At 40.5% G+C, this 15,085-nt stretch carries 15 protein-coding genes; 10 read left to right on the top strand and 5 right to left on the bottom strand.

Annotation, left to right across the window (positions count from 1 at the left end):
* Positions 1-38: 38 nt before the first annotated feature.
* The gene (locus tag GY065_RS09410; RefSeq protein ID WP_174833910.1) at positions 39-230 is read right to left on the bottom strand and encodes a hypothetical protein; all 192 of its coding nucleotides are present in this window, start codon (positions 228-230) and stop codon (positions 39-41) included.
* A 320-nt stretch (positions 231-550) separates the two neighbouring features.
* Positions 551-1,237: a hypothetical protein gene (locus tag GY065_RS09415; RefSeq protein WP_174833911.1), complete on the bottom strand. Its 687-nt coding sequence runs from the start codon at positions 1,235-1,237 to the stop codon at positions 551-553.
* Between the two features lie 255 nt (positions 1,238-1,492).
* Here GY065_RS09415 and GY065_RS13630 point away from each other — a divergent pair, with 255 nt between their 5' ends.
* The 8 genes from GY065_RS13630 (at position 1,493) to GY065_RS09455 (ending at position 9,517) form a co-directional block, all read left to right on the top strand.
* The gene (locus tag GY065_RS13630) at positions 1,493-1,624 is read left to right on the top strand and encodes a hypothetical protein (RefSeq protein WP_371731958.1); all 132 of its coding nucleotides are present in this window, start codon (positions 1,493-1,495) and stop codon (positions 1,622-1,624) included.
* 261 nt (positions 1,625-1,885) lie between these two features.
* Complete coding sequence (gene atoD / locus GY065_RS09425) at positions 1,886-2,542, top strand: acetate CoA-transferase subunit alpha (protein ID WP_025331310.1); 657 nt, start codon at positions 1,886-1,888, stop codon at positions 2,540-2,542.
* Positions 2,543-2,554: 12 nt separating this feature from the next.
* On the top strand, positions 2,555-3,211 hold the full coding sequence (locus GY065_RS09430; protein ID WP_025331311.1) for a 3-oxoacid CoA-transferase subunit B: 657 nt from the start codon (positions 2,555-2,557) through the stop codon (positions 3,209-3,211).
* Positions 3,212-3,216: 5 nt separating this feature from the next.
* Positions 3,217-4,563 (top strand): TIGR00366 family protein, encoded by a 1,347-nt coding sequence (locus GY065_RS09435; RefSeq protein ID WP_084565342.1) that lies wholly within the window; start codon positions 3,217-3,219, stop codon positions 4,561-4,563.
* 19 nt (positions 4,564-4,582) lie between these two features.
* Positions 4,583-5,764, top strand: coding sequence for an acetyl-CoA C-acetyltransferase (locus tag GY065_RS09440; protein WP_174833912.1), 1,182 nt, complete (start codon positions 4,583-4,585; stop codon positions 5,762-5,764).
* Between the two features lie 212 nt (positions 5,765-5,976).
* On the top strand, positions 5,977-7,797 hold the full coding sequence (gene atoS, locus GY065_RS09445) for a two-component system sensor histidine kinase AtoS (protein ID WP_174833913.1): 1,821 nt from the start codon (positions 5,977-5,979) through the stop codon (positions 7,795-7,797).
* Positions 7,798-7,817: 20 nt separating this feature from the next.
* Entirely contained in the window at positions 7,818-9,212 is a 1,395-nt protein-coding gene (locus GY065_RS09450; RefSeq protein ID WP_084553761.1) for a sigma 54-interacting transcriptional regulator, read from the top strand.
* A 116-nt stretch (positions 9,213-9,328) separates the two neighbouring features.
* Positions 9,329-9,517 carry a hypothetical protein gene (locus GY065_RS09455; protein WP_174833914.1) on the top strand — a complete coding sequence of 63 codons (189 nt, stop codon included), beginning with the start codon at positions 9,329-9,331 and terminating at the stop codon, positions 9,515-9,517.
* Here the strand turns inward: GY065_RS09455 and GY065_RS09460 are convergent.
* Entirely contained in the window at positions 9,496-10,281 is a 786-nt protein-coding gene (locus tag GY065_RS09460; RefSeq protein WP_174833915.1) for an exodeoxyribonuclease III, read from the bottom strand. The genes GY065_RS09455 and GY065_RS09460 overlap by 22 nt on opposite strands.
* Positions 10,282-10,357: 76 nt before the next feature.
* On the opposite strand from GY065_RS09460, the gene pyrE reads away from it, so the two are divergent.
* Together pyrE and GY065_RS09470 are read left to right on the top strand one after the other, a co-directional pair.
* Positions 10,358-10,996, top strand: a complete 639-nt coding sequence (gene pyrE / locus GY065_RS09465) for an orotate phosphoribosyltransferase (RefSeq protein ID WP_174833916.1) — start codon at positions 10,358-10,360, stop codon at positions 10,994-10,996.
* 90 nt (positions 10,997-11,086) lie between these two features.
* Positions 11,087-11,650, top strand: a complete 564-nt coding sequence (locus tag GY065_RS09470; RefSeq protein ID WP_084562686.1) for a DedA family protein — start codon at positions 11,087-11,089, stop codon at positions 11,648-11,650.
* Between the two features lie 177 nt (positions 11,651-11,827).
* Here GY065_RS09470 and GY065_RS09475 read toward each other — a convergent pair whose 3' ends face one another.
* Both GY065_RS09475 and GY065_RS09480 read right to left on the bottom strand, forming a co-directional pair.
* Positions 11,828-13,012 (bottom strand): porin, encoded by a 1,185-nt coding sequence (locus tag GY065_RS09475; protein WP_174833917.1) that lies wholly within the window; start codon positions 13,010-13,012, stop codon positions 11,828-11,830.
* An 831-nt stretch (positions 13,013-13,843) separates the two neighbouring features.
* On the bottom strand, positions 13,844-15,043 hold the full coding sequence (locus tag GY065_RS09480) for a porin (RefSeq protein WP_174833918.1): 1,200 nt from the start codon (positions 15,041-15,043) through the stop codon (positions 13,844-13,846).
* Positions 15,044-15,085 lie beyond the last annotated feature (42 nt).

Raw genomic sequence — 15,085 nt, forward strand, 5'->3', positions numbered from 1 at the left:
GTGCTCTGACTTGAAAATGAATAGAATACTTTTGTTACCTATCCGGCCAGTGCAGCAGCACAGGCAGCTATTCTGATTAAGAATGTAATCAGACACCAATTTAGAATGTCGATTATGGTTTTCTGATCGCCTGTGCTGATATTATTTTTATGATATAGAGTGATGGCTTGCCGGTCTGATGCTTTTCGATTTCGGCAATTACGGATACCCTGATTGTATCCACACATCATGATTAATCAATCTAATCAGCAGGACATCGGGCCGACTTCTCAGATAATGTTTCAGCCAGTCATCTTTCTATTTATTCACTAAGGCAATAGCTGGCAAAATTAATGGGCGAAGTTTCGGAATCCAGACCCATTCCATACTTGCGAGACTGGATATCCTATAAGTTTATCAGATAGTGATGTTATCGCTTAAATGGTAAATTATCACCAGCATAGTTTTAAAAACTAATAATCTTATTGTTGTATCGTCATAAAAATAAAATGTTCCAACACAAACATTCTATTTTATCGATTTTATCATTATAAAATGTGTCTAATCATTGTCATGGGCATATAAGTAAAGCATCCGTTTTAAATGAACAATAATATCCTCTGGCCCACAATTCAAAATAAGGTTTAAAAATATCGCAGTTTAAATCAGTTTTGATAGCCGGATATTGCAAATAATAGCTAAGCCAATAGTCACAAGCTATTGAATAATATGCTTCACTCAGAATTGATAACAAGTCATTACTATCTATATAATCAGAAATATAATCACTCAATGCATCGTAAATATAGTCTTGCGTATCATCTATAGACTCATCAAGCTCTTCCCGTGATTTAACGATTTCCACATTTGTGATACCTGCCATTAATTCTGTAAACTCGTTATCATTATTATATTCTGATAATGCCTTAATATTATTTATAAACTGATCTCCGAGTTGCATTAGCTCTTCATCGGAACACACGATTGTTTCAGGCACAAAATATCCCGGAATAATTCCTTGCTTTAAACATTCACGAACCTTTTGTTCCACTAATTTATAAACAGGTAATATACGCTCTCTCAGCAAATCACCGTCAGGCAGAGGACTAAATACAGCTTCTACACCTGTCCCGTCAGGCATAAAACATTGAAAGATGCCATATAAATTATCTTCCAGATGCTCCGGATGATCGGCTTCTCCGATAAAGTTTAAAGCTGGTATGGTTCGCAAATAATTAAAATACTCTAATTTTTCCATTATCATTCTCTGTTTTTATTTAATAAATTAATATTAATATCATGCATTTATACTGATTAGTTACTTACCTTTTCTGATGTATTTTATCGTCAAATTTGACGGTAAGATTGTGGTTAATCTGTATGCTACTACAGGCACCAAGACCCGATATTATTAGTATACGCTGAACTGCAAAACAGTAACCATAACTGAAAAAATGAAATGAAGTAACTAACTTTCTTTGCTGGTAGGTGCTCTCATACCGGTTACCTGCTGATTTACTTTTATCATCATGGATTTAATATCATCATTAATACCATTAATCTGATTTTTCTGACGGCCGGTGTTTTCTTACACTGTATGCACCATGGCGAACATACACATTGCGTATTCAATATGGGATATTAACGATCAGAAATATATGCAGTATCCCAACGATAAAAATGATAAAAAATAAAAATAATTTTTTATGTGCAATTTTTTTTGCACGCAAGTGCAATTTTCTGCGCCAAATTTATTCAAAACCCTTTTGTCATATAAAATTTATTTTTACAAATCAATATTTTATTATTTTATTTTCATTATTCCAATCTGGTATACAAATTGCAATAGCAAAGTGGCTTGCTTTTAAGCATAGATGAATTTTTAACGTGTAACAAGGAGCCGTTGATGCAAACAAAATTAATCACTACCGATAAAATCCGGGATTTTCTTAAAGACGGTATGACGATTATGTTTGGCGGTTTTATGGGGTGTGGTACGCCGTCAAAGATTGTGAATGCAATTCTGGAATCGGGTATTAAGGATATAACACTTATCGGAAATGATACAGCTTTTGTAGACACTGGTGTCGGACCGCTGATTAACAATAATCAGGTCAGAAAAGTGATTACTTCCCATATTGGCACCAATCGTGAAACAGGCAGAAGAATGATTGCCGGTGAGATGGAAGTTGAGCTGGTACCTCAGGGTACGCTGGCTGAACGGATTCGCTGCGGCGGTGCCGGATTGGGCGGAGTTTTAACACCTACCGGAGTGGGTACGATTGTTGCTGAAGGCAAGAAAGTTTTATCAGTTAATAATCGTGAGTATTTACTTGAGCTGCCAATCCGTGCTGATTTAGCCATCATTCATGCGCATAAGGCTGATTACAACGGTAATCTGGTCTATCAGTATGCTGCACGTAATTTTAATCCGCTGATTGCTACCGCTGCTGACACGGTGATTGCTCAGGCTGATGAACTGGTAGAAGTTGGCCAGATACATCCTGATGCGGTGATGACACCGGCAGCATTAGTTGATTTTATGGTTAGCACTAACGATTAAGGAATAAAGACAATGGATAAAAAAGAATTAATTGCTCGCCGTGTTGCTCAGGAATTACGTAACGGGGATGTTGTTAATCTGGGGATTGGTTTACCAACTCAGGTGGTGAATTACTTGCCTGAAGGTATCAATATTACGCTGCAATCAGAAAATGGCTTTCTGGGGCTGGGACCTAAAACAGTTGATGAACCGAATATTGTTAATGCAGGCGGTCAGCCTTGCGGCATTGTTCCCGGTGCGGCAATGTTTGACAGTGCATTTTCTTTTATGCTGATTCGCGGCGGTCATGTCGATGCCTGTGTGCTTGGCGGACTGGAAGTTGACCAGCATGCCAATCTGGCTAACTGGATGGTACCGGGCAAAATGGTGCCGGGTATGGGCGGTGCTATGGATCTGGTTACAGGTGCGAAAAAGGTAATTATTGCCATGGAACACTGTACTAAAACCGGGGAACCGAAAATATTGCCGGAATGCACTTTGCCGCTTACGGCGAAAGGTAAAGTCAGCATGGTTATTACTGAGCTGGCTGTATTTGAATTTATAAACGGTCAAATGTATCTGATTGAAACCGCTGAGGGTGTGGATGTTGATACTGTAAAAGCGCATACCACGGCAGAGTTTATTGTTGCGGATAATCTGAAAACGATGTCCATTGCTACAGGGGCATAAGTTTTATGATTTCACGTTTATCCAGACATACGACTAATCTGGTCAGTAAATATCTGCCTGACCCGCTGATATTTGCTTTACTGCTTACTTTTATCATTTTTTTCATGGCCTGGGGATTAACTGATTCACAGCCTCTGGGTCTGATAAAAATGTGGGGGGACGGCTTCTGGAATTTGCTGGCCTTTGGTATGCAGATGGCTCTGATTGTGGTTACCGGCCATGCCTTAGCCAGCTCACCCCCGGTGAAATCTGTTCTGGTATCTATTGCCTCTCTGGCCAAAACTCCTACACAAGCAGCCATGCTGGTTACTTTTGTCGGCTGCATTGCCTGTATTTTAAACTGGGGGTTTGGTCTGGTTGTAGGTGCCATGCTGGCAAAGGAAGTGGCCAGACAGGTTAAGAATGTGGATTATGGCTTACTGATCGCCTGTGCTTATATTGCTTTTATGACATGGGGTGGCGGTTTGTCCGGATCAATGCCTTTAATGGCGGCAACTCCGGGGAATCCTGTTGCACACTTTATGATTAGTGACACTAATCCGCAGGGTATTGTGCCGATTTCTCAGACCATGTTTTCAGCCAGTAATATTTTTATTACTTCTATGCTGATTATCTGTTTACCTCTTCTGGTGCGGTTTATGGTCAGAACTGACGGTAAGGTGAATGTGGTTAATCCTGAGCTGCTGGCACCGGAACCCGATTTTCAGCGTAAGCTTGACCGGAAAACAGCTACCATAGCTGAAAAAATGGAAGAAAGTAAGCTGCTTTCTTTGCTGGTAGGTGCTCTGGGTATCAGTTATCTGCTGATTTACTTCTATCATAATGGTTTTAATATCACCATTAATACCGTTAACTTGATATTCCTGACGGCCGGTGTTTTGTTACACCGTACACCTATGGCGTACATGCGTGCTGTCTCCAATGCAGCCAGAAGCACAGCTGGTATTATCATCCAGTTTCCGTTTTATGCGGGTATTCAGCTGATGATGGAACATTCCGGTCTGGGTGGTCTTATCACTGAATTTTTCATCAATATTGCCAGTAAGGATACCTTCCCTATCTGGACGTTCTTCAGCTCCGGCATTATTAATTTTGCCGTACCGTCAGGTGGCGGCCACTGGGTTATTCAAGGCCCGTTCGTGATTCCTGCCGCACAGGCTCTGGGTGCTGATTTAGGTAAATCTACGATGGCAATTGCCTACGGCGAACAATGGATGAATATGCTGCAACCATTCTGGGCATTACCTGCACTGGCTATTGCCGGTCTCGGGGTGCGTGACATTATGGGATATTGTATGACAGCGCTGATATTCACTACGCCGATATTCCTGATTGGTCTGTACTTTTTCTAGTTAAAAAAGGGAGTTTATTATGACAAAAACCGTAATCGTCAGTGCTGCACGCACCGCCATCGGCAGTTTTAATGGTTCACTTGCCTCTGTCAGTGCCATTAATTTGGGGAAAGTTGTTATTGACGAAGCTTTAAAACGTGCTGCACTGGATGCCGGTGCGGTAAATGAAGTGATTATGGGTAATGTGCTTCAGGCCGGACTGGGACAGAATCCTGCCCGGCAGGCTGCACTGAATGCAGGTATTCCCAGCAGCGTACCGGCTTTTACTGTAAATAAGGTATGCGGCAGCGGACTTAAATCAATCGTACTGGCCACACAAAGTATTTTAACCGGTGACAATGATATTGTTGTCGCCGGCGGTATGGAAAATATGTCTCAGGCACCCTATCTGCTTGGCAGTAAAGCCCGCTGGGGGCTGAAAATGGGTAATGCCGAACTGTACGATACCATGGTGAATGACGGATTAACCTGTGCTACCAATCATTACCATATGGGAATTACGGCAGAAAATATTGCTGTACAGTATTCTATCAGCCGTGAGGAACAGGACGAACTGGCACTGCGTTCTCAAAAGCTGGCTACGGAAGCTAATAACAATGGTGACTTTGAAGCAGAAATTGTTCCGGTCACCATCAGCTCACGCAAGGGCGATATTATCTTCAAACAGGATGAATATCCCAAAGCAGACAGCACTGCGGAAGGTCTGGCAAAACTCAGACCGGCGTTTAAAAAAGACGGTACAGTGACTGCGGGTAATTCTTCCGGTATTAATGACGGTGCCGCTGCTCTTGTGCTGATGTCAGAAACCAAAGCAAAAGAATTAGGCTTAAAACCACTGGCATATATTCGCAGCTATGCTTCTGGCGGCGTTGATCCGAGCATAATGGGAATGGGTCCGGTACCGGCAACCCGGCTGGCTTTACAAAAAGCAGCACTGCAGCTGTCTGATATCGATTTAATCGAAGCAAATGAAGCTTTTGCTGCTCAATTCCTCGGCGTCGGACGCGAGCTGAATTTTGATATGGACAAAACCAATATTCATGGTGGTGCCATTGCCCTGGGTCATCCTATTGGCGCCAGCGGTGCACGTATTCTGGTTACCCTGCTTTATTCCATGCTTCATCGTGATAAACAGCTGGGACTGGCAACATTATGCATTGGCGGCGGACAAGGTACGGCTGTTATTCTGGAACGCTGTTAATGATAATCCGGTCAAACTAAGAGTAATTTCTGGTTAACAGACATATGATTAGGTTAAACAGTCAGGTGGTAATGAGTTTATCCGATATCGCCTGACTTGTTAATTTGCATAATTCATCTGATAATTTAAAATTAATTCAGATAAATATTTTGGCTGTGTACCAGCCGGATATTAAAAATATTTTATTGATAATTATGGATATTTGAGCACTTATGAACACCAGCTTCCTTCAGCGCCTATATCCGGACCGAATCAGTGCCCGTATTTTTTTACTGGTGACCTTCCTATCCTGTTTTTCAATTTTTGTCTGTGCCGTTCTAATTGATAAAGAAGGGCGCGAACTTCTCAGACAGGAAAAAAGCCATAAACTTTATGCCATTACCAAAACTCTGGATTTGCTTTTAGGTGATGCTTACCAGCAGGTGGATAAAAGCCTGCCCCGAACACAACAAATTACCCAGCTTAATCAGTATCTCTCTCCTAAAATTGAACCGCTGCTGAAAGATATGCCGAATATTGCAGCCGGTTATTATCATAAACAATTAGATGCCATTGTGTTGTATGCCCCGCAGTCAGCCTATGGTGTGAATGTTGGTAAATCTATTCCGGCTGAGCATAAAGGGCGTGAAGTTATGACCAGCGGCCGGCATATGATTGAAACCGGCCAGCAAGTCCGCGGCAATATCATGAATGCCATGATTCCCATTGTGCGCAATAATCAGATAATTGGCTATATCTGGGCTAATGAAACTTTGGATGACATTGAAAAGCAGGCGTTTGTATTTGATAAAAATGTCATTATTATCAGCCTGATCTGTATGCTGAGCTGTATTTGTATTGCTTCTGTTTTATCCAGAAAACTGAATACTGATATCAATATAATCAAACAAGGGCTGGAAAAACTCCCCTTCTCGCTGGACAGTCGTCTGCCAGTTATACGCGGTGAGCTGAATGAAATTGTCAGCGGAATTAACAGTCTGGCCGAAAAGCTCAGAAAAACCAAAACTATCAACGAGCTGATTCTGGAAAACACACTGGATGCAGTTATTACTGTGGATAATAATGGCTTTATTACCATGTTAAATCCGGCTGCAGAAAAAATCACCGGCTATCAGCTGGAACAAGTCCTTAGCCGGCCATATTCAACCATAGTTGATGATAAAAATTTTCAAAGTCCTTTACTGGATACTTTATATAATGGTATCGATCATGTCGGTGTGGAAGTAGATTTCCCGGTTGCCCGGCAAATTATCCGAATCTCAGCCAGCACCAGCCATCTGAAAGATCATCAGGGTAATATTATTGGTGCCGTCGTTATTTTTAAAGATATCACCGAACGGGAAGAAGTAGAAAAATTAATCCAGCAAACCGAACGCCTGGTGGCACTGGGCGAGCTGATGGCAGGCATTGCCCATGAGATCCGCAACCCGCTGGCTGCAGTACGCGGTTTCGTGCAATATCTGCAAAATGATTTACCCCGTGCTGAGCAAAATGAATATCTTGAGATTATTCTGAAAGAAGTGGATTCGATTAATCAGGTAATTCAGCAGCTACTTGATTTCTCAGTACCCTCAAAAAATTATTATGTTTCGGTGCAATTAAACGACCTGATTAATGAAGTACTGGTACTGGTTAATTCATCTCACCGCTCAAATAACATCGTCCTGACTCTTTCATTAGCCAGCCAGTTACCGCCATTGTATCTGGATAAAGAATTAATCAAACAGGCAATACTGAATTTATTAATCAATGCCATTCAGGCAGTCAGTGATCAGGGTAACATTGAAATCTCTACATTAATGTCTGCTAACCAAAAGTATCAGTTAATCCGGATAAAGGATGATGGTGAAGGCATTAAAAGCGAAATAATGGATAAAATCTTTACGCCGTTTTTTACCACTAAAATTTCTGGTACCGGGCTGGGTCTGGCCATGGTTGAGAAAATAGTTTCCTCACATAAAGGGCAAATTAGCATTAAAAATAATGAGCACAGCAATGGTGTTACGGTTGAAGTAGCACTTCCCGTTAACTGATACACAATAATCCGGAATTTATGTCAGAAAAAATCTTAATTGTCGAAGATGAATTAAATCTGCGCAAACTGTTATCTATTTTTTTATCACAGGAACATTATCAGGTTATTGCTGTTGATAATGCAGAAGACGCTATTGAAACCTTAGAGCAGCAATCGGTTGATTTAATTTTAATGGATAATCGCCTGCCTCAGATGAGCGGACTGGAAGCACTGAAAATAATTAAACAGAACTATACGGATATATCCATCATTCTTATGACTGCCTATGCCGGTGTGGATACGGCGGTAGAAGCATTAAAACTCGGTGCAATTGATTATATTGTTAAACCCTTTGACCTGAATGAACTCAAAGCACTGATAAAACGTACCCTGGAGTTGAGCAAAGCTAAAAAAGAGGGAATGGATTTATCGCCAAAAATAGAATTATTCAGCTCGGATAATAAGGGTCATATTCTGACTAACAGCCCGAATATGATGGAACTGTGCCGCAATATTGCCAAAATTTCACAAACCAAAACCACCGTATTGATTACTGGTGAAAGCGGTACGGGTAAAGAATTAGTCGCCAAAACCATTCATTATTACAGTACCCGCTCAACCGGCCCGTTTATCAAAGTAAACTGCGGTGCATTACCGGAAACCTTGCTGGAAAGTACTTTGTTCGGACATGAAAAAGGATCATTTACCGGAGCTTATCAACGCCAGATTGGTTTATTTGAGCGGGCACACCAAGGGACACTTTTTCTGGATGAAGTAGCTGAAATGTCAACCAATCTTCAGGTTAAGCTTCTGCGGGTAATCCAGGAAAGAGAATTCGAACCAATCGGTGGCAGCAGATTAATTAAAACTGATTTCAGGCTGATTGCCGCTACCAATCGTAGCCTTCAGGATATGATCAGCACTGGTGAATTCCGCGAAGATTTATTCTACAGACTGAACGTAATGGAATTAAGCTTACCACCCTTACGTGACCGGAAAAATGATGTCATGCTACTGGCGCGCTATTTTGCCAATCAGTTTTGCCATGAAAATAATAAGGAATTACTGGATTTTTCGATTAGTGCGGTAGAAGTACTTAATCAATACCCATGGCCGGGCAATGTACGTGAATTGTCTAATGCCATCGAACATGCAGTGGTCATGTCCAACGGACTGTTTATCTATCCGCAAGATTTGCCCGCACAAATTATTGCTCATAAAAAAACACCTGATTTTCATCCTGATTTTAGTGAAGATGAACAGCTGGGTGCTACCTTAAAAGAAAAAGTCAAAATTTATGAAAAAGAATTAATCATTAATGAATTGAGGCTGAATAACGGACACCGGGAAAATACCGCCCGCTCACTAGGCGTCAGCAAAAGAACATTATTATATAAAATGCAGGAATACGAGATTGTAGAGACAATTAATTAAATCACATTAACTCAGTTCCATGAATACCGGTTCCTGATATTCCCATATTTATTACCACGGCAAATATCAGTCTGCCATCAGACAATCAATATACAGGCGTTTACTGAACGCTTTAAATGAATACAATTAATGTAGTGATGGGAGATAGAATTTATCATAAGCGGATAGAGCATGCAGCCCTACCCGCTTCTGCCTATTCACTGGTAGCCGGATTAAATATATTACCGGTCATGCAAGCTACCCGCTGTTCAGATTGTTATATGACTGCCGAAAACCAATTGCATTACTTTGTGCACTTTATTTGATAGTCATAATCAACAATCAAAGGCGCATGATCAGAAAATTTTTCTTCTTTATAGATCGTAGCAGTTTGTGCACAGGCAGCCAGTGCCGGCGTAGCCATCTGATAATCAATACGCCAGCCTACATCTTTGGCATAAGCCTGCCCGCGATTACTCCACCAGGTATAACCGGGAATCTCAGGATACAGCGTACGCCAGATATCCACCCAGCCAAGCTCATTGATAATCTGGCTCAGCCATTCACGCTCTTCCGGCAAAAAACCGGAATTTTTCAGATTGCCGCGCCAGTTTTTTAAATCAATATTCTGGTGCGCTATATTCCAGTCGCCACAGATTACGATATCGCGCTGTAAGGCCTGCAATTCACGCAGAACCGGTAAAAATTTATCCAGAAAACAGAATTTAGCCTGCTGCCGTTCTTCCGAACTGCTTCCGGACGGCAGATATACTGAAATAACACTGAGCTTGCCAAAATCAGCACGTACATAGCGGCCTTCATGATCAAAATCTTCCCATCCTAAGCCGATTTGCACATCATCAGGCTGCTGTTTACTGTAAATTGCCACACCACTATAGCCACGTTTCACTGCGGTATGCCACGCACCATACATACCCAGCGGATGCTTCATCTGCTCTGTCAAATCCGCTTCCTGGGCTTTTAACTCCTGAACACACACAATATCAGCCTGTGCCTGCGCCAGATAATCAATAAAACCCTTACTGGTAGCTGAACGTATTCCATTTACATTGGCTGAAATAATGCGCATCCGCATGTCCTTTCGATTAATGATAAAATTTACATCTTAAAATTTTTAATCTGCCATTTTACCATTAAGGATCATTATGTCTGATTTCCGTCAGGATTTTCTGCACTTCGCTCTGCAACAACATGTTTTAAAATTTGGCCAGTTCACAACCAAAGCCGGCAGACAATCACCTTATTTTTTCAATGCCGGACTGTTTAACGATGGCTATAGTATTCTGCAACTGGCACGTTTTTATGCACGCTCGATTCTTGCCAGCGGTATTGAATTTGATATGCTGTTCGGACCGGCCTATAAAGGCATTATTCTGGCCGCAGCAACAGCCATGATGCTGGCGGAAGAAGGGCGTAATGTACCATATGCCTATAACCGTAAAGAAGCAAAAGACCATGGCGAAGGTGGCGTACTGGTTGGTGCACCGCTTAAAGGTCGTGTACTGATTATAGATGATGTTATTTCAGCCGGTACTTCCGTACGTGAATCGGTTGCCATCATTCAGCGTGAAGGCGCGGTTACCGCAGGTGTAGCCATTGCACTTGACCGCATGGAAAAAGGTCAGGGAAATCAATCCGCCGTTCAGGAAGTCGAACAACAGTATCAAATACCGGTAACGGCCATTGCCACATTGGAAGATTTACTGCTGTTATTAGAAAATGACTCAACACTGGCTGATTATCGCCAGCCGGTAGCAGAATACCGTAAACAATATGGCGTGTAAATTTTGTCTGGTTCTGGCAAAACAGATTGCCAGAACGGTTTAAACAACCTTATGTTTAACAAATGATTTCTTTCTAACTCTATTAAACAGATGAATGTTGAGCAATTACTGAATCACTATGGCTACCTGGCTATATTTATCGGCAGCATTCTTGAAGGTGAAACCATACTGACCCTGGCCGGCTTTTTCGTACACAAAGGCTATTTATTATTTGTGCCTTCAATCCTGTGTGCGGCAGCCGGCGGGATGCTGGGTGACCAGATATGTTTTTTGCTCGGCCGTTATTATGGTAAACACCTATTGCAGCATTTCCCTAAACTGGATCCGATGGTAGCCAAAACTGATCGTTTGCTGTGTAAACACAGCTCTGTCATTATTATCGGAGTACGCTTCATGTATGGTTTGCGTATTGCCGGCCCGATTGCCATCGGTATGAGTAAAGTAACATTCCATCGGTTTCTGTTATTTAATGCATTGGGCGCTTTACTCTGGGCAACCATTATCGTTAGTTTTGGTTATCTGTTCGGACAATCAGCGCAATGGCTGTTTGCAGAGTTTCAACAATATACGAAACTGCTCTTTGTTGTTATTCTGATAGTAGCTGTATTTGCTTTGCTGATATACTGGTATATCAAACGGCATCGTAATAAATAAAACAGAAACAAAAACGGCTTTTAAGCAAAATCAGTAATTAAATAATTATGCAAATATGATTGCAAATACAAAGTACAGATGTATTTTATTTTAATAATTAACTGGTTAGATTTACCGGATATAAAAAATAAACCCCGCTGCTGCGGGGTTTTTTCCAAAATCAGCTACAAAGCCTGATTAGAAAGTATGTTTCAGACCAACACCAAATGCAGTAGTTTTGGTTTTACCTTTACCCACCATGATGGGCTCGTTGTTCGGTCCTATATCCCCACTAATATCATCGGGACCGTTACCTTCACGCAACCAGCCGGCCTGTACATTTGCAGTAGTACGTTTAGAGAAGGAATAATCAGCACCGATTACGATCTGATCGTATTTGGTATTTTTATCTTTACTACCGTCAGTTTTAACATCCCAGCCATGAGCATAAGTCAGTTTCGGGAAAATATTACCAAAGTGATAACCAACAGTTAAAACAGCTTCCTGCCCACTATTATCTGTGACTACATTATGATCTCCAACTGGAGCGATTGCCTCAATGCCAGTCTGATCTGCATTTAGACGAGAAGGGTGAATACCATTTACATATTCACTATATGAACCTGTATTTTTGCTATATTGATAACCCACACCTACAAACAGATTATTAGCATCATAACCAGCTTCAATACGATGTACCTGACCATCTTTAAATTCATTTATACCTTCTTCATTAAGCAAAACAGCTGAATTTTTCAAGTAATCAAAACCATATTTTGCGTAATATCCGGCATTGTGATAATTCAGACCAAGACTGTATTTATCACCTGCACCCATGTTATAGTCATACTCTTTATTCCGCTCACCAGCATTAACATTATCGCGCGGAGAATATAATACGTTGAAGTTGAAACCAGACCATTCCGGAGAATCATAGGCAATACCTACATAACGCTGACCAGTGCGGGTAAATTTACCCAAACCCAGTGCTTCGTTGTTGTATTGCCATGGATCAACAGTATCCATATTGGCCTTCATCTGGTTACTGATGCGACCGGCGCGAAACTTACCATATGGAGTTTCCAAACCTATGAAAGAGTCACGGTTAGCCCAGCTATCACCCTTATCATTGCTGTTACCCAAATGAATAGCAGATTCAACCTGCCAGATGACTTTCAAGCCATGTTCCAGATCTTCAGAACCCTTTAAGCCGATACGTGAACCATAGTCGGCAATACCATTCTGGTACGGACCACGGCTGTCACTACCGTATTTCGTAGAAGAAGCTTCATAGCCTGCTTTCATTTGACCATACAAAACAACCTCAGCCATAGAAGCAACCGGCAGAGCGGTTAAGGCCAAAGCAATCAGGGTTTTTTTCATTATAGTATTCCTTGTCTAAACATCAAAAATACAAACCTCAAAACTTTAATGCAGCGCTTTTGAAGTTTACATCAATCGTCATATGACGGACTCTAAAAATATACTGGTTGGGTAATAAAAAAGCAAACAATGACTTTTGATTAATCAATCCGGGAAATTTCTATTATTAAAGATTAGGTTAAATAAGCATCAGAAACGTATTTAAATGCAGATTAAATACTTTATTTTGATTATAAAAACCATTTAAATATACATATTTTAACAAATCTTAATAATTTTCTTTATTAAAGGATATTTATTTAAATTTTCGAAATTATTATTAAATGAAGTTATTTACAACAACAAAAATAAATGCGTATGGATAATCTTGACAGAATCAACAATCAGAATTTGGGTTATTTATTTTATGATTTTAGAATTTAAACATATTGTATTTATATTTTCAAATATTGCTTAATTCTTATTTTATTAACATTTTTGTAATATATTAAAAAAGTAATTTATAGATATTTTATTTTAATCCAGTAGTATTACTATTTTTAATATCTTCCACAATTTCTCTTTATTCAAGTCTCTTAATACAGATATTATGGGTAGTCATTCCACAGCATAGATATATGTGCAGATCATCTAATCTGCTTTACTCTTTAAGAGCCTGAGCACACAACCTTACTAAGGTCGTTGTCCAAATAATTCAATTTTAAATCAACACCGCTTACATTTTATCTTATTATACAGACATCATGTTTTCGCTATAAAATAATCCCTGATTGAATTGTTATTCAATCAGGGATTAAATTTAAATTCTAATTAATCAGAATTAAGCGCTAATTAGAAAGTGTGTTTCAGACCAACACCGAAAGCGGTAGTTTTTGTTTTACCATTATTGTAAAACTCATCCTTCACGCTGTCATACTCGTAACCACGACCTTCACGCAACCAGCCTGCCTGTACATTTGCAGTAGTACGTTTAGAGAAAGCATAATCAGCACCAATTACGATCTGATCGTATTTGGTATTTTTCTCTTTAGTACCATTTATTTTAGCATCCCATCCGTGAGCATAGGAAATTTTCGGGAAGATGTTACCAAAATGGTAGCCAACAGTCAGAGCAGCTTCCTGACCTTGATTAGAGATACCCATTTTATGGTCACCAGCCACTAAATCTCCAGGGTGGGCGCCGGCAATTACAGCAAGTGACCCTGCAATTTCATCACCAATTTCATTCACATATCTATTATAAGAGCTAGCATTTTTAGTGTATTGATATCCAACACCTACAAACCAGTTATTGGCATCATAACCGCCTTCAAAACGATGTACCTGACCATCCTTGCGGCTAGTATTAATTAGCAAATCACCAGTATTAGGCTCTTGGGTGATACTGTTGACATGGATAGCAGAATTTTTCAGGTAGTCAAAACCGTATTTAGCAAACCAGCCAGAGTTTTTGTAGTTCAAACCCAAGCTGTATTTATCACCAGAGTGAATAAAGTATTCACTATCACGATCGCGACCATTTACATTATCGCGAGGAGAGTATAATAAGTTGAAGCTGAAACCTGCCCATTCCGGAGAATCATAAGCGATACCTACATAACGGGCATCAGTACGGGTGAATTTACCCAAGCCCAATGCTTCATTGTTATATTCCCAGGTATCAATATCATCCATATTAGCATTCATCTGGTTGCTGATGCGACCAGCACGAACCTTACCATATGGAGTTTCCAAACCTATGAAAGAGTCACGGGTTGCCCAGCTATCCCCTCTATCATTGCTGTTACCCAAATGAACAGCAGATTCAACCTGCCAGATAACTTTCAAACCATGTCCCAGATCTTCAGAACCTTTGACACCGATACGTGAACCATAGTCGGCGATACCATTCAGGTAGGGATCACGGCTTTCACCAGTGTCTTTAGTAGAAGAAACTTCATAGCCAGCTTTCATTTGGCCATATAAAACAACCTCAGCCATAGCGGCAACCGGCAAAGTGGTCAAAGCCAAAGCAATCAGGGTTTTTTTCATTGCTGTATTCCTTTTCTATGTCGAAAAAACAAACTTCAAAAA

It is taken from the genome of Snodgrassella sp. ESL0323 (assembly GCF_013346865.1).
GTDB lineage: Bacteria > Pseudomonadota > Gammaproteobacteria > Burkholderiales > Neisseriaceae > Snodgrassella > Snodgrassella alvi.